Source organism: Kaistia terrae, from assembly GCF_026344005.1.
GTDB classification, from domain to species: domain Bacteria; phylum Pseudomonadota; class Alphaproteobacteria; order Rhizobiales; family Kaistiaceae; genus Kaistia; species Kaistia terrae.
Map to the genome: position 1 here is coordinate 174,990 of NZ_JAPKNH010000007.1, position 15,545 is coordinate 190,534.

15 protein-coding genes are annotated in these 15,545 nt (G+C 64.3%); 9 read left to right on the plus strand and 6 right to left on the minus strand.

What is annotated here, in order from left to right:
• The first annotated feature begins 82 nt into the window (after positions 1 to 82).
• The 3 genes from OSH12_RS19150 to OSH12_RS19160 are packed head-to-tail and all read left to right on the plus strand — an operon-like array spanning position 83 to position 1,011.
• Positions 83 to 346: a hypothetical protein gene (locus OSH12_RS19150; RefSeq protein WP_266345206.1), complete on the plus strand. Its 264-nt coding sequence runs from the start codon at positions 83 to 85 to the stop codon at positions 344 to 346.
• Positions 347 to 367: 21 nt separating this feature from the next.
• On the plus strand, positions 368 to 673 hold the full coding sequence (locus tag OSH12_RS19155) for a DUF883 family protein (RefSeq protein ID WP_266345207.1): 306 nt from the start codon (positions 368 to 370) through the stop codon (positions 671 to 673).
• Complete coding sequence (locus tag OSH12_RS19160) at positions 670 to 1,011, plus strand: hypothetical protein (protein ID WP_266345208.1); 342 nt, start codon at positions 670 to 672, stop codon at positions 1,009 to 1,011. Before OSH12_RS19155 ends, OSH12_RS19160 begins: the two co-directional genes overlap by 4 nt.
• A 123-nt stretch (positions 1,012 to 1,134) precedes the next feature.
• Here OSH12_RS19160 and OSH12_RS19165 read toward each other — a convergent pair whose 3' ends face one another.
• Together OSH12_RS19165 and OSH12_RS19170 are read right to left on the minus strand one after the other, a co-directional pair.
• On the minus strand, positions 1,135 to 2,949 hold the full coding sequence (locus OSH12_RS19165) for a sensor histidine kinase (protein ID WP_266345209.1): 1,815 nt from the start codon (positions 2,947 to 2,949) through the stop codon (positions 1,135 to 1,137).
• 230 nt (positions 2,950 to 3,179) lie between these two features.
• Positions 3,180 to 3,983 (minus strand): response regulator, encoded by an 804-nt coding sequence (locus tag OSH12_RS19170; RefSeq protein ID WP_266345210.1) that lies wholly within the window; start codon positions 3,981 to 3,983, stop codon positions 3,180 to 3,182.
• A 158-nt stretch (positions 3,984 to 4,141) separates the two neighbouring features.
• On the opposite strand from OSH12_RS19170, the gene OSH12_RS19175 reads away from it, so the two are divergent.
• A complete protein-coding gene (locus OSH12_RS19175) occupies positions 4,142 to 4,363 on the plus strand; it encodes a NepR family anti-sigma factor (protein WP_266345211.1) in 222 nt (73 codons plus the stop codon).
• A 57-nt stretch (positions 4,364 to 4,420) separates the two neighbouring features.
• Positions 4,421 to 4,966 carry a sigma-70 family RNA polymerase sigma factor gene (locus tag OSH12_RS19180; RefSeq protein WP_266345212.1) on the plus strand — a complete coding sequence of 182 codons (546 nt, stop codon included), beginning with the start codon at positions 4,421 to 4,423 and terminating at the stop codon, positions 4,964 to 4,966.
• 74 nt (positions 4,967 to 5,040) lie between these two features.
• On the opposite strand, the gene OSH12_RS19185 is transcribed toward OSH12_RS19180, so the two are convergent.
• Together OSH12_RS19185 and ribB are read right to left on the minus strand one after the other, a co-directional pair.
• Complete coding sequence (locus OSH12_RS19185) at positions 5,041 to 5,205, minus strand: DUF1328 domain-containing protein (protein ID WP_266345213.1); 165 nt, start codon at positions 5,203 to 5,205, stop codon at positions 5,041 to 5,043.
• Between the two features lie 109 nt (positions 5,206 to 5,314).
• On the minus strand, positions 5,315 to 6,418 hold the full coding sequence (gene ribB, locus OSH12_RS19190; RefSeq protein ID WP_266345214.1) for a 3,4-dihydroxy-2-butanone-4-phosphate synthase: 1,104 nt from the start codon (positions 6,416 to 6,418) through the stop codon (positions 5,315 to 5,317).
• Positions 6,419 to 6,584: 166 nt separating this feature from the next.
• Between ribB and OSH12_RS19195 the strand changes: the two genes are divergently transcribed.
• The gene (locus OSH12_RS19195) at positions 6,585 to 7,334 is read left to right on the plus strand and encodes an SDR family NAD(P)-dependent oxidoreductase (protein WP_266345215.1); all 750 of its coding nucleotides are present in this window, start codon (positions 6,585 to 6,587) and stop codon (positions 7,332 to 7,334) included.
• 65 nt (positions 7,335 to 7,399) lie between these two features.
• Here the strand turns inward: OSH12_RS19195 and eno are convergent, their stop codons facing one another.
• Both eno and OSH12_RS19205 read right to left on the minus strand, forming a co-directional pair.
• Positions 7,400 to 8,692 carry a phosphopyruvate hydratase gene (eno, locus tag OSH12_RS19200; RefSeq protein ID WP_266345216.1) on the minus strand — a complete coding sequence of 431 codons (1,293 nt, stop codon included), beginning with the start codon at positions 8,690 to 8,692 and terminating at the stop codon, positions 7,400 to 7,402.
• Positions 8,689 to 9,693, minus strand: coding sequence for a phosphotransferase family protein (locus tag OSH12_RS19205; protein ID WP_266345217.1), 1,005 nt, complete (start codon positions 9,691 to 9,693; stop codon positions 8,689 to 8,691). The genes eno and OSH12_RS19205 overlap by 4 nt, the downstream gene beginning before the upstream one ends.
• A gap of 380 nt (positions 9,694 to 10,073) precedes the next feature.
• On the opposite strand from OSH12_RS19205, the gene OSH12_RS19210 reads away from it, so the two are divergent.
• The 3 genes from OSH12_RS19210 to OSH12_RS19220 all read left to right on the plus strand — a co-directional run bounded on the left by OSH12_RS19210 (position 10,074) and on the right by OSH12_RS19220 (position 15,399).
• Positions 10,074 to 10,703 carry a TetR/AcrR family transcriptional regulator gene (locus tag OSH12_RS19210; RefSeq protein WP_266345218.1) on the plus strand — a complete coding sequence of 210 codons (630 nt, stop codon included), beginning with the start codon at positions 10,074 to 10,076 and terminating at the stop codon, positions 10,701 to 10,703.
• 65 nt (positions 10,704 to 10,768) lie between these two features.
• Positions 10,769 to 11,989, plus strand: a complete 1,221-nt coding sequence (locus tag OSH12_RS19215) for an efflux RND transporter periplasmic adaptor subunit (protein ID WP_266345219.1) — start codon at positions 10,769 to 10,771, stop codon at positions 11,987 to 11,989.
• A complete protein-coding gene (locus tag OSH12_RS19220) occupies positions 11,986 to 15,399 on the plus strand; it encodes an efflux RND transporter permease subunit (protein ID WP_266345220.1) in 3,414 nt (1,137 codons plus the stop codon). The genes OSH12_RS19215 and OSH12_RS19220 overlap by 4 nt, the downstream gene beginning before the upstream one ends.
• Positions 15,400 to 15,545: the final 146 nt, after the last annotated feature.

Here is a 15,545-nt window from a genome sequence, read left to right on the forward strand (position 1 = left end):
CACGCCTCGATCCCTCTGGAACCATTGCCGATTTGGCTCGTTCTCTGAATGGGTCGCGTTGGAATAACCAGGATGAAAGCAAATGATCGCATATCAAGGATATGCCGGCTTTTGGCGGCCCGGAGACATTCTCGCCGACAAGGTTCTCTCCGATAGCCAGAAGGCGGAAACGCTGCTGCACTGGCGACGAGCCGTCGCGCGACTGGCTCCGCTTGCATCTGCCGAGGAGCGGGAAGCTTATCAAAAGCTAACCATGGAATTGTCTACCGCGCTGGCCGATATCGACAACTCGGCTCCCACACCGCATATACTTCCCCGTAGATCTCTCAAGTCTTCGCAGACCTGAGCAACCCACAGGAGTGCCAACATGGTCACCAAGACAGACGGCTCCGACCTCTCGGATCAGGTGAAGGCCATCCAGGCCGAATTGGCTTCGCTGACGGATACGATCCGTAAATTCGGCTCCGAGCATGCGAGCGCCAGCGCGGACGCGCTGCATAATGCTGCCGATCGGGCTGGCGAAACCTTCCGCGCCTCGGCCGAGGAAGCACGCCGCCGTGGCCAGAGGGTTGCCGAAGACATCGAAGGACAGATCACCAACAATCCGGTTCCCGCCGTTCTGATCGCCGCCGGTATCGGCCTGTTCATCGGTGCGCTCATAGGCCGGCGATGAGTGGCCTGTTCCAGGCCCTGACAAGCGTGGCGGCAGCGGCCGCCACGCAAACCACGGTTCGGACCCTGAAAAAGGTAGGCCTCCTGGCAGTCGCGGGGGTCTTCATCATTGTTGGCGTCTGCTTCGGCGTCGCGGCGGGCTATCAGGCGCTGGCCTTCAGCTATGGCTCACTCGTCGCCAAGCTGGTCGTCGGCGGGGCGTTCCTTGTGCTCGGGCTGATCATCCTGCTGGTCGCGAATTGGCGCAGCGGCCGCCGCCAGCAGCAGGAGGTCGGCACCACCAGCGTTGCCCTCGCCTTCGCCATGGGCCTTCTCGGAGGCCTGTCGCGCAAGCGCTGAGGCACACAGGCGCTCTAGCGGCCCTATGGCCCCGACGAAACAAAGGAGCCCTCGAGGGCTCCTTTTTCATGGCGGAACAGCCGGCCGATCATCCCTGCGCCCGCTCTCCATGCATCGGACAAATCAAACCAGGGCGTGGCTTGAGGGGATGCAGATCTCGCACACCACTCCGCCCGGCATGAACTCGAGCGTGACGGTGCCGTCCAGCGCCTGACCGACGCTGCGCTCCAGCAGGGTGACGCCAAAGCCCGTCTTCTCGGGCTGCTGCACAAGGGGGCCGTTGGTTTCTTCCCACCGCAGGTGCAACTTGTCGCCATTGCGGATGCCCCAATTCAGCGAGATCTTGCCGCCGGGAACCGACAGCGCACCATATTTCGCCGCGTTGGTGGTCAGTTCATGCAAAGCGAGCCCGATATTCTGAACCGCATCGGGCCGGAGGCTGAGCATCGGCCCCTCGATGACTAGCTGGTCAGATCCCGGATCGATGGCCTGGCCGAGTTGGGCGTTGACCAGATCTTTCAGGATCGCGCCGTGCCATTCACGAGCGACAAGCAGATCGTGCGACGCCGCCATCGCGCGGAGGCGGGCCGAAAAGCGCGTGACGAAGGTCTGCGGATCATCCGAGCGGGCAGCTGTCTGCCGCGCCATCGCCTGGATCACGGCGAGCAGGTTCTTGGACCGATGGGTCAGTTCGCGCATCACCAGGCGCAGATGTGCCTCCTGCTGATGTGCCTCGGTTGTATCGACGGCGACGCCCGCCAACCCCCGAACGGTACGGTCGGGGCCGAGGATAGGCTCGATGCTGAGCTGGAAATGCCGGTCCTCGCCGCCGATCGACAAGGCGATTTCACCGTGCTGCGCCTCACCGGACGCGACCGCTGCTTTCTTCATCGCAATGATCGGGAAGCCGCGCTCGTCCGGCCAGAATTCCTCATCCGTATGACCCAGCATTGCATCGGCGCTCAAGCCGATGGCCGGGTTGTAGACCCAGTTGTAGCGCAGGTCGCGGTCGTGGCTGAACACCATGATCGAGGAGCCGCGCAATGCCAGGTCGAAACGGGCATTGGCTTCGGCGAGGCTCGACGTGAGTGCGGACAGGCGCGTTTCGTAGTCATGGCGTTCGGTCATGTCGACGACTGCCGAGGTCAATCCGATGATCTCGCCGGCGCCGTCGCGCAGCGGCTCGATCGACAGGCGCAGATATTGCGACGCGCCATCGTCGGTCTGAACCACGACGTTGAGCGAGGTGCCCTTGCCGCTTTCCGTCACGCTGCGTTTGGCGTCTGAGACCGATGGCGCGACATCGGCGGGAAACAGATCGGCATCCGTCTTGCCAACCACTTCCTCCGGCGTCAGGCCGCGCCGCGGGTCGTAGGCCCAGGTGAAAACGAGATCGTTGTCCTGGTTGAAGACTGCGATGTCGGAACCGGAAAGGGCTGCCTCGAACCGCTGCTTGGTCGCCGTCAGTTCGCGTGTCCGGGCTCGGACCTTCTCCTCCAGCTCGCTTCGAATGTCGGTCAATTGCCGCATCGTATCGATATGCGCGTCGATCTCGGACTTGAGGTGACGATTGTTGCGCTCGAGAAGTCGCGGCGACGGCAGAGCGAGGAGCTCCGGCAGGACGAAGCGGATGAGAAACACGGCGACCAGCGCGCTCAACGCCGCGACGATCTCGATCATCCGGGAATAGACGGCGGGCGCCAAGAGAGGGAAAGCCGCCATCAAATAGTTGAATGCGACGCCGAGCAGCAGAAGGACGAAGGAAAACGCGACGCGCCGATAGATGGCTGGCAGGTCGCGACGCCGCCAAAGGAAGGACAGCGCAGCCACGGCGATCGCAAGCGTGCTGAACGCAATGACCAGCCTTGGAACCGGCCGCCAGATATCTCCACCCAGCGCATCCGACGCTTGAGAAAGGATGTTGAGCAGCCAGTCCATGTGACGGTCCTTTTGCGCCGCTGGAATCGAGGATGACCGAACGAACCGGCCCTCGCCCTACAACAGCTCATTTGGGAGGCGCGACGCAACCTTAGCCTGGATGCGCGGCAAGCTCGCCCAGTGTCGAGGAGACAGCCAGGAGAGGCGGAAGCCGAGATCGAAGTCGATGAAAAAACCGCGGTGAGCAACGGCTCCGCGAAAAAGGCCCGGCTTGTGGCCGGGCCCTTGTTCTAGGCGGCGATCGACGCGGTCGAGTTGAAGAACAGCGCCTGGCTGATGGCTGCCTTCACGGTTCGCGGATCGAACGGCTTGGTCAGCAGGAATGTCGGCTCCGGCCGCTCGCCGGTCAACAGACGCTGGGGGAACGCCGTGATGAAGATCACGGGAAGCGAGAAGCCCGCCAGGATGTCCTTGACGGCATCGATCCCGGACGAACCATCAGCGAGCTGGATATCGGCAAGCACCAGGCCGGGCTTCTCCCGGAGGGCCGCCTCGACGGCGTCGGTACGGGTGCGCGCCACGGCGGCAACCTCATGCCCCAGTTCCTGGACGATGCCGGAAAGATCCATCGCGATCAGCGGCTCATCCTCGATGATAAGAACGCGAGTGCGCGTCTGGCGATCGATTTCGGCCAGGGCTTCCGTCAGCAGCGGCTGGATGCGGTCGCTCGAAATACCCATGACAGCGGCGGCGTCTTCATCGGAAAACCCTTCCATCGTCGTCAGAAGAAGGGCCTGCCGGCTTTCCGGCGTCATGTCGGCCAGACGTTGTTGCGCGGTCATTTCCTGCCGGCTCAGGCCATCGATGGCCTCATCGCTACCCAGCTGCGTACCCGACCAGATCGCATGAAAGAGACGATAGAGAGCAATCTTGGGATGTACGCTTCGATCCACAATGCCGGGCGCGTTGACGATGGCCTGCAGGCAGGCCCGCACATAAGCATCGCCGCTGACCTGACCGCCTGTGAGAGCACGCGCGTAACGCCGCAAAAAAGGCAAATGCGGTGCAAGCGCCTGCGACAGACTTTCGGGCATAGTTTCCCCCTTCTAATCCTGATCTCGATATCAAAACGTGCTCGGCGCAATTCGGTTCCAAAACAAGGAACCTTTTTTCAGGTGCTGCATTTGCCTCCCGACGAGACGCGCCGCAGCTAGGATCGGAGCGCAAGTTGGGCACAGCCAGGATTAGAGACGTGGATAATAAAGACAGCAACGCGAAAGGCGCCGAGTTTCGCTCGGCACCCGCTGGCGTGAACAGCCAAGGCGAAAAAGAGGACTGGATCGGCCGGCAGTTGCGCCGGGTCTTCGACAATTCTCTGAGCGAACCCTTGCCGGACGACATCATGTCGCTTCTTGACCGGATCGACGACGAACCGTCGTTGTCCGACTCAAAAGCCGACAAAGGCGCCGCATGAGCCTGCGACCGCACTTCCTGCAACTGCTTCAAGGCACCAGGTGCCCCGGAGACAGACATGAAAAATGAACTGGTCGAAGCCTTGCCAATGTTGCGAGCCTTCGCACGTTCGCTGAGCGGCAATCGCGATCGTGCCGACGACCTCGTGCAGGAAACCGTCATGCGAGCCCTTGCCAACAAGGACAAGTTCCAGGTCGGCACAAATCTGCATGCCTGGCTCGTGACCATCCTGCGCAATCAATACTATTCGGAAGGACGGAAGCGCCGTCGCGAGGTCGAGGACGCCGAAGGGACACATGCTGCCCGATTGTCGGATGTCGGCGCGCAGCACGGCCATCTCGAGCTGGACGACTTCCTGCGCGCGATGCAGCTGCTTCCGGACGAACAGCGCGAAGCGCTGGTCCTGATCGGCGCCAGCGGCTTCTCCTACGAGGAAGCGGCGGAAATTTGCGAAGTGAAGGTCGGCACGGTCAAGAGTCGCGTGTCTCGCGCTCGCGCCCGGCTGGAAGAAATCATGAGCGGAGGCGTCCCCCTGCCGCCGCCCGATACCGCCAAGCGTTCGGCCGACGAGATCGAGCAGGCCATGGCGCTGCGCACAGGCTGAGCGCTCCCGCCGGACGACCAACAAAAAAAACCCCGCGATCCAGGATCGCGGGGTTTTTTTCGTCCGTGTCGTTCTCAGGCCCGTCGCAACAGGTGCAGAACACCGGAGATCAGGAACAGCACGATAGCGACGACGAAAATGATCTTCGCAATGCCAATCGCTGTGCCGGCTATGCCGCCAAAACCCAGCACGGCAGCGACAAGCGCGACGACGAGAAACAGTATCGCCCAGTTCAGCATCAAACCCCTCCATGGGTGGACGCGGCCTCAAACCGCTCGTCAAACCAACGCGCTAGCGCAGGAAGAGGTTCCATTCCCGAGGTAGTGGCGGCCAAGAATTCTCCGCCGGCTATTCGCCAGTGATATCACGGCCCGTGATGGCAATGCCGAAGCCCTGAAGGCCGACATACTGGCGCTCCTGCGACGACAGCAGGCGGATGGATCGTACCTTGAGGTCGCGCAGGATCTGGGCGCCGACGCCGATCTCACGCCAGCGCTCCTTGCGCTGCCGCGCCGAGAAGTGCCGCTCCTCGCCATCGCCAGCGGCCGACCCGTCTGGCCGGACCACTGCCGGATCGCGGATCAGCACGAACACGCCGCGATCGGCTGCGCCGACCTTGCGCAGCGTCGTCTCCAACCATCCCTTCGAATCAGGCCCACGCGAAATCAGATCCGAAATCGGATTGGCGCGATGAATACGGACCAGCACGTCCGACTGCTCGGCCACGTCGCCGAAAACGATGGCCAGATGCTGCAGCGGATCGAACGGGGTCTCGTAGACAAAGGCGGTCGCGGTGCGGCCGCCGACGGGGACCTGGAAGCTATCGACGACCTTGACGAAGTTCTCCGTGCGGGCGCGGTAGGCAATCAGATCCTCGATCGAGATGATCTTCAGCCCGTGCTCCGCGGCGAATTCCAGGAGTTCCGGCAAGCGCTTGACCGTGCCGTCATCGTTGACGATCTCGGCCAGCACACCGGCCGGCTCCAAACCGGCCAGCCGGGCGAGATCGGTCCCCGCCTCGGTATGGCCCGAACGGATCAACACGCCGCCCTCGCGCGAAATCAGCGGGAAAATGTGGCCGGGCCGAAGGAAATCGGACGCCGTGCAATTGTCGTTGGCGAGCGCCTGGATGGTGTTGGCGCGCTCCTCGGCGGAAATGCCGGTCGTGAGCCCGACCTTGTAATCGACGGAGACGGTAAAGGCGGTTCGCATCGGATCGCGATTGTTGGCGACCATGGGCGGCAGGTGCAGCGCCTCGGCACGATCGGCGTCGACCGGCACGCAGAGGATGCCGCTGGTATGGCGAATCATGAAAGCGACCCTTTCGGCGGTCGCCTTCGAGGCAGCCATGATCAGATCGCCCTCGTTCTCGCGATCCATATCGTCGACGACGACGACCAGTTCGCCGGCAGCAATCGCGGCGACGGCTTCTTCAATCGTATTGAGGGCCATGAACCATGTCCGTAAGCGGGGAAGATCCTGTTCTTATAAGCGATCGAGGACGGAGCGCCACTGCAAGCCCGTTCAAAACGGGTTGTCTGATGACCCGCTGCCCCTTACCAGTATCGCCACCGTAGAGGCGGCGTTGTTCGGACGCGAACAGAGGAAGAGAACGAGAATGGCAGATAATCAGCGTTTTTCCGGTCGTGGAGCGATCGTGACAGGTGGCGCTTCCGGAATCGGCTTCAAGACGGCGGAGCGGATTGTCGCCGAAGGCGGAACAGTCTGTATCTGGGATGTGGATGCAGCGCGCATCGACGCGGCCAAGGCAGCCCTCGGCCCGAAGGCGCATGGCGTCCAGCTGGACATTTCAAAGCCTGAGCAGGTCGAAGCCGCCGCCAAGACGGCCGAATCCCATCTCGGCAAGATCGACATCATGATCTGCTCGGCCGGTATCGCCGGCAAGAACGCCCTCGTCGTCGATTATCCGATCGAGGAATGGCAGCGCGTCTTCGAGATCAACGTCCACGGCCTTTTCTACTGCAACCGCTTCGTCGCGCCGCTGATGCAGAAGAACGGCTATGGCCGCATCGTCAACGTCGCCTCGATCGCCGGCAAGGAAGGCAATCCGACGGCATCCGCCTATTCGGCGGCCAAGGCGGCCGTGATCGGCTTCACCAAGTCGCTCGGCAAGGAACTGGCCAAGGACAACATCACGGTCAACGCCATCACGCCGGCGACGATCGACACCCCGATCCTGAAGCAGGTCAGCCAGGCGCATATCGATTACATGCTGTCGAAGATTCCGATGGGCCGCTTCGGCACCGTCGAGGAAGCGGCTGCCATCCTGACCTGGCTCGCCAGCGAGGAATGCTCGTTCACCACCGGCGCCGTGTTCGACCTCTCGGGCGGCCGCGCGACCTACTGATCGGCTCCACTCGAATTGAGCCTCCGGCCGGGCATATCGCGCACCGGCCGGAGGCTTTTTTCGTTTCAACCGGCCTTGCGAAAGCCGAGCGCTGCCTTGCCGGCATAAACGGCATCGGCGCCAAGCGCTTCCTCGACGCGCAGCATCTCGTTCCACTTCGCCATCCGCTCGGAGCGCGAGAAGGAACCGACCTTGAACTGGCCCGCGTCCCAACCGACCGCGAGATGGACGATGGTGACATCCTCCGTCTCGCCGGAACGCGCCGAGACGATGGTGCCAAATCCGGCCTTCTTGCCGGCGTCCAGCGCCGCCTTGGTCTCGGTGATCGTGCCGGCCTGGTTCGGCTTGACCAGCACGGCGGTCGCCGAGCCCTTCTTCGCCGAAGATTCGACCCGCGCAGCGTTGGTGACGAGGAAATCGTCGCCGATCACCTGGCAGCGGTCGCCATAGCGCTCGGTGAAGGCGAGGAAGCCCGCCTCGTCGTCTTCCGCCACCGGATCCTCGATCGACAGGATCGGATAGGCGTCGAGCCAGCGGCCGAGCAGGTCGATCATGCCGCCCGTATCGAGTTCGCTGTCGTCGAGCGCCAGCTTGTAGCGGCCGTTGCGACCGAATTCGGACGCGGCGATGTCGAGCGAGATCCCGATATCAGGGCCGGGCGTGAAACCGGCGTCGGCGATCGCGCCGACCAGTTCGTCGAGCGCTTCCTCGTTCGAGTTGAAGGCCGGCCAGAAGCCGCCCTCGTCGGCGACGCCCTGCAACTTGCCGGCCTTCTTCATGCGCACCCCGGCGGCGCGATAGACTTCGGCGGTCCAATCCAGCGCCTCGGCGAAGGAGCCGGCGCCGGGGCAGATGAGCATGAAGTCCTGCACGTCGACACGCCGGGCCGCATGGGCGCCACCGCCAAAAATCTGGATTTCCGGCACCGGGATGCGGACTTTGTTGCCACCCGCCAGATAGCGCCAGAGCGGCTGGTCGGCGCCGGCAGCGGCCGCATGAAGGACCGCCATCGAAGTGGCGATCAGCGCGTTGCCGCCAAGGCGCCCCTTGTTCGGCGTGCCGTCGAGGGCAATCAGCGCCGCGTCGATGCCTGCCTGGTCGGAAGCGTCCATGCCGGTCAGCGCCGTGGCGATCTCCCCCTGCACCGCCGTCACCGCCCGAACCACGTCGTGGCCGCCAAAACGCTCGCCGCCGTCGCGAAGATCGACGGCCTCACCGCTGCCGGTCGAAGCGCCCGCCGGCGCAATGGCGCGGCCGATGGCGCCCGACGCCAGATGGATCTCGGTTTCGACCGTCGGCCGGCCGCGCGAATCCCAGACACGGCGGCCAAGAACTTTGCTGATTGTCGTGTCGGTCACTTCAGGAGTTCCTCTTCCCATGCGTCGCGGATGACCGCGAGAGATGTTGGCGGTGTTGCGATCAGCGGGCGCGCCACCCGGCGCACGCGGTCGCGGTCTTCGTCATTCGTGATGTATTCGGCCGGCGACTTGCCATCGACGCGCGCCAGGAAAAGGCCCGGCAGCAGGCGGGCGACCCGCGCCTCGACCTTGTCGCGAGGCTCCCAGTCGACAGCATCGAGATAGGCCCCGGCGAGCGCATCGAAACAGGCGAGGTAGGCTTCACGAGACGCGGGTACCCAGAGGCATTTCAGCAGCAACTGGTTCAGGCAAAAAGCTGGATCGAAGGCCGGGTCGCCATACCAGGCGCATTCGGCATCGAGGAAGACCGGCCCCTTCGGGCCGACCAGGATGTTCTTCGGGCTGACATCGCCATGCACCAGCGCGATCTTGGTCGCCAGCGTTTCGCGCGACAGCGACATCAATTGCGGCGCCAGATCGGGATGGGCTTCCGCCGTCGCTTCGAGATAGGGCTCAAGCCGGATCGAGTGAAAGATCGTGTCCGTATCGAAACGAGCGGCAAGCGTGTCCGAATACGCCGTCGCGCTGTGGATGGTGGCGATCGCCCGGCCAACCGCAGCGGCGAAGACCGGATCGGCGCGGCCGGCCCGCAGTTCGGCCTTCCAGACCGGATGATCCTCCGGCCGCAGAAAGTCCATGGCGAAAGCACCGATCGACGCGTCATGCGCCAGGACATGCGGCACGGCGCCCGGCACGATGCGCCCGGCTTCCAGCAGCCATTCCACCTCGGTGCCGTTGCGCGAAACCGGCGCGCGCCAGTCGCGCGCCACGCGCATCTTTGCCAGCGCGCGCTTGACGGCGAAGGTTCGGCCTCCTGCCTCGACACGCCAGATATCCGACGCGACACCGCCGGTCAGCGGCTCCGCGAAAATCGTGTCAGGGTCGTCGACGAGCCCGGCATGCGCCAGCCACGCCGCCAGTTCGCGGTCGATTGTCTCCACGCGTTGCCTCCCCAGGCATCGTCTCCCTTTCCGCCCGGTCCGAAGGCCGTGCGAAGGCTCTTTGTTTAGGCGATTTGCGGATGAAATACACCGTGCCGATGTGGAAGCTGCGCGCTGGCTGGCTGACTTCCGCGCGCAGGAAATCGCCTGACATGGCGCACCGGTCCGCGCCTCGCCAAGGCGGGGCCTTACATCGGGCGCATTCGGCACCATCTCTCCTGTCGACCCTGCGTTTGTCCGGGGACGCTGTGACGGATTTACCGCAAAAAGGCGGACTCCAAAGAAAATCGACACGAAGTCACCGGGGCGTGTCTTGACTTAAGGGCAGGCCAGTCGCATCTGCTGCGAGCGAACATTCATTCGCAAGCATATGGATGCCCATGACCGCTGTAGTCCAACCGGATCCGATCGAACTCACGCCGCGCGAAAGCGCGCAGGATGCGCGACGTTCCCAAATTCTCGACGCCGCTCGGACCTGTTTTGCGCGCTCGGGATTTCGCGGCGCTTCGATGCAGGAGATCTGTCTGGAGGCGAAGATGAGTCCCGGTGGGCTCTATCGCTACTTCCCGTCCAAGGAAGCGATCATCGAAGCCATCGCCCAGGACGAACGCTGCGGCGCGGCCGAACTGGTCGAGACGATGCGCGGGACCGGCCCCCTGCTTGACCGGATGATCGGCTGCGCCATGGGCTATTTCGCCTATATGCGCGATCCCGGCGCCTGCGAACTAATGGCCGAAATCAGCGCCGAAAGCCTGCGCAACTCCGAGATCGGCAAGCGCTTTGCCAAGATCGACGACAGCGTTCGCGACGTCATGCGGGAAGTTCTCACCGAAGCGATCGAGAAGGGCGAAATGCCTGAGATCGCCGATCTGGATGCCACGATCGGCGTGCTGCAGGCCGCTGTCGACGGCATCGCGCTGCGCCAGATCCATGATGCAGACCTATCACTGGACCGGGTGGAACCGCTGCTGCGGCGGCTCGTCGCCGGTCTGTTGGGAATGAAAGCCTGAGCGGCATGACGGCGGCGAAAGACCGCCCGTGCCTGCCTGACCAGAGGAGCCGCCGAGGCGGCTGGATGAACATGAAGCGTATGACCCGTCTCGCGGCCTCGGCCGCCTTTGTCGCCGCCATCGCCGCGGGAGCGCTCGCGCTGCCCGAATCGATGTTCCCTGCCGTGGCGGAGGAGCCGAAGCCGGCTGCCGAGGCTCCGAAGCCGCCGGCCATCACCGTCGTTCCCGCCGTTCGCAAGGAGGTCGTACAGACCGCCATCGTCGTCGGCTCGCTGGTGCCGCGTGAAGAGATACTTGTCGGCGTCGATCTCGACGGCTACCGGCTGACCGACCTCTCGGCCGAGGAAGGCGACCACGTCAAGGCAGGGCAGGTGCTGGCGCGCCTCTCGACCGACATGCTCGACGTCCAGCTTGCCCAGAACGAATCCTCGCTCGCCCGCAATGACGCGGCCATCGCGCAGGCCAAGAGCCAGATCGCGGAAGCCACCGCCATCGAGGCGATGGCGATCGCCGCCCTTGATCGCGGACAATCCCTCAAGACCAAGGGATTTGTCGCCCAGGACGCGCTCGACGCACGCGAATCGACCGCCAAGACGGCGGCCGCCCGCCGCGACGCCGCGGCGCAGGGCCTGGCGCTTGCAGAAGCCGACAAGACCCTGACCGAGGCCCAGCGCCGCGAATTGCAACTGCGCGTCTCCAAGACGGAGATCAAGGCCCCCACCGACGGTCTCGTGCTGTCGCGCTCCGCCCGCATCGGCGCCATCGTCTCTGGCGGCGGCGAACCGCTGTTCCGCTTGGCTGAAGACGGCGCCATTGAGCTCGAAGCGCAGGTCCCGGAAGCCGAACTGGCGCAGATCGCCGTCGGCCAGCCGGTGACCATCACCGTCCAGGGTATCCCGAACGGGATCAAGGGCACGGTACGCCTCGTCTCGCCCAAGATCGACAACACCAGCCGCCTCGGCCGCCTGCGCGTGGCGCTGCCGCCCGACGTCAAGGTCAATGCCGGAGCCTTCGCGCGCGGCACGGTTGAGCTCGCCCGGCATGAAAGCGTGACGATCCCCGTCTCGGCAGTGGTCACCACCGCTGGCGAAGCAACGGCGCAGATCGTGGTCGACGGCAAGGTGCGGACTCGGCCGATCCAGACCGGCATTTCCGGCAAGGGCCTGATTGAGGTCGTCGAAGGCATTTCCGTCGGCGACTCCGTGATCCTGCGCGCCGGCACCTTCGTGCGCGACGGCGACGCCGTCACCGCAGTCGAAGCGCCGAGCGAGGGAGCGAAGGGATGAGCTGGAACTTTTCCGCCTGGGCGATCCGCAATCCGGTCCCGCCCATTCTCCTCTTCGTCGTCCTCTGCGCCTTCGGCATCATCTCCTTCATGGGACTGCCGATCACGCGCTTTCCCAACATCGACGTGCCCGTCATCTCGGTGACGGTCACCGACGCCGGCACCGCGCCGGCCGAGTTGGAGACGCAGGTCACCAAGAAGGTCGAGGACGCGGTTGCCGCCATCACCGGCGTCAAGCATGTCAGTTCAACCATCACGGACGGCCAATCGTCGACCGGTATCGAGTTCCGGCTCGAGGTCAACACCGACCGTGCGCTGAACGACGTCAAGGATGCCATCGCCAAGATACGCGGCGACCTGCCCCGCACCGTCGACGAACCGATCATCCAGCGCATCGACGTCGAGAACCAGTCGATCATCACCTACGGCGCGCTGGCGCCGACCATGTCGCCGGAGCAGCTTTCCTGGTTCATCGACGACAGCGTCATCCGCGATTTGCAGGCGCTGAAGGGCGTCGGCCGCGTCGAGCGCATGGGTGGCGTGACCCGCGAAATCCAGATCCGCCTTGATCCCGACCGCCTGATGGCGCTGGGCGTCACGGCGGCCGACGTCAATCGCCAGCTCCAGATCACCAATGTCGATCTCGCCGGCGGCAAGAGCGAAGTCGGCAGCCAGGAACAGACCATCCGCACCCTTGCCGGCGCCAAGTCGATCGAGGATCTCGCCAATGCGCGGATCGTCATCTCGGGCGGCCGCGAGGTCCGTCTCGGCAATCTCGGCACAGTCGAGGACCATTGGGAGGAGCCGAAATCCTTCGCTCGCCTCGACGGCAAGCCCGTCGTCGCACTGGCGATCTACCGCGCCAAGGGCGCCAGCGATGCCTCTGTCGCCGATGTCGTCGACGCCAAGATTGCCGAAATCGGCCAGACCCATCCCGACGTCACCTTCTCGGTGATCGACAACACCGTCCACTACACCTACGGCAATTACGAAAGCGCGATGGATACCCTCTATGAGGGATCGGTCCTCGCCATCCTCGTCGTGCTCCTGTTCCTGCGTGACTGGCGCGCGACGCTTGTCGCGGCGATTGCCTTGCCGCTGTCGGCGATCCCGACCTTCTGGGCCTTGTCGATGCTGGGCTTCTCACTCAACCTCATCAGCCTGCTCGGCATCACGCTGGTCACCGGCATTCTCGTCGACGACGCCATCGTCGAGATCGAGAACATCGTCCGCCATACCCGCATGGGCAAGAAACCTTATCGGGCGGCGCTGGAGGCGGCCGACGAGATCGGCCTCGCCGTTATCGCGATCTCGGCGACGATCATTGCGATCTTCGCACCGGTCTCCTTCATGGGCGGTATTGCCGGCCAGTATTTCAAGCAATTCGGCCTGACCGTCGCCATCGCGGTGTTCTTCTCGTTGCTCGTTGCCCGCCTGATCACGCCGATGATGGCCGCCTATTTCATGCGCGCGCCCTATGTCGGCGACGGCTCCGATGGCGAACCGATCTATGGCGGCTTCCTGAACGATCTCGGCCGCAAGCTCAGGGCCATGATCCCCATCGCCGTGGTAATCGGCCTCGGTGCGCTCGTGCTGCAGATCACCGGCGAGGCACTGACCGGCGTACCGTTGCTTGGCACCCTGGCCGAACGCGTCGTGTCGATCGGCTGGACCAAGATTGCGCTTGGCGCCCTGGCGCTCGCCGCCGGCTTCGCCCTCGTGCGCGCCTGGCTCGGCCAGCCGCATCCGATGGAGGAGCATGACGGCCTGATCATGCGGATGTACACCGGCCTGCTCCGCGGGACGCTCGCCCGCGGCATGCGCTGGGTGACGCTTGGCGCTGGTATCGCCACCTTTGCCGTCTCGATCTGGGCGATGGGCCTGCTGCCGTCGGAATTCATCCCGGAAGGCGATGAGGGCCGTCTCGCGGTTTCCGTCGAACTGCCGCCAGGAACCGGGCTGGCCGAGACCACTGTCACCACCGACAAGATCGCCGCCGCACTGGGGCAATTGCCGCAGATCCGCAACGTCTTTGTCATGGGCGGCACTTCGCCCACCGGAACGCTGGAAACCCGCCGCGCCGCCGTCATCCTCGAACTGGTGCCGAAGGCGGAGCGCACGGTCAGCCAGAAGGACATGAAGCCGCTCGTCGCTTCCGTGCTTTCGACCATTCCCGACATCCGCTTCTACGTCGTCAACGAACGCGGCGACCGCGAAACGACCATCGCCGTCACCGGCCCCGATGGCGACGGCGTCGCCAAGGCCTCCGGTGATCTTGAGGCGGCGATGAAGGCCGATCCGATGTTCCTGAACCCGGTCGCGCTCTCCTCCTTCGCGCGTCCGGAAATCCGCATCGTGCCGAAGCTGGACGAGGCATCCGCGCTCGGCATCGCCCCGGATCGGATCTCGGAGACCATCCGCGTCGCCACCACCGGCGACGCCGACGCCAACTTGGCCAAGTTCACCGTCGATGGCCGCCAGGTGCCGATCCGGGTCGAGTTGGATCGGATTGCCCGTTCCGATCTGTCGATCCTGTCGGCGCTGCGCGTGCCGTTGCCGGCCGGCGGTTCGGTTCCGCTCGCCACCGTCGCCGATGTCAGCTTCGGCCAGGGCCCGGCGACGATCGAACGCTTCGATCGCGAGCGGCTGGTCAAGGTCGGCACCGACATGGCCAAGGGCTTTACGTCCGGCCAGGGCACGGAGCGGATCAAGACGATGGACGTCGTCAAGAACTTCCCGGATGGCGTCCGGCTGCAGGAGACGGGCGATTCCGAGGCCCAGGCCGAGGTCTTTTCCGCCTTCGGCGTCGCCATGGGCTCCGGCATTCTGCTGGTCTTCGTCGTGCTGATCATCCTGTTCAACAGTGTGTTCCAGCCGCTCACCATCCTTGCCTCGCTGCCGCTCTCGATCGGCGGCGTGGTGGCAGCGCTGCTCCTGACCAACAACGCCTTTTCCATGCCGGTCATCATCGGCATGCTGATGCTGATGGGCATCGTCACCAAGAACGCGATCATGCTGGTCGATTTCGCGGTCGAGCAGGTCAAGCACGGCATGGACCGCAAGGAAGCGATCATCGACGCCGGCCGCAAGCGCGCTCGGCCGATCGTGATGACGACCATCGCCATGGGCGCCGGCATGTTGCCGGCGGCGCTGGCATTCGGCGAAGGCGGAGAATTCCGCGCGCCGATGGCGATCGCCGTGATGGGCGGATTGTTCCTGTCGACGATCCTGTCGCTCGTCTTCATCCCGTCCGTCTATACGATCATGGACGACCTCTCGCGGCTCGTCGCGCACCTGTTCCATTGGGCCTTCGCGCCGAACGAGGTCGACGAAGACGAGGCGGATACCGGCCACAAGCCGACCGGCGTCTTGCCGCCGCTCAGCAAGGAACTGCGGATCGCGGCGGAGTAACGTCGCTCAGGGCTTTGAAAGAGCCTCACCCCAGCCCTCTCCCGCACGCGGGAGAGGGAGCAGACGGCGCCTCGACCTGCCATACGAGGCTCGGCGCCGACATCTGGCCGGCCGAAAAGCCCTCGCCCGTTCGCGGGAGAGGGTTG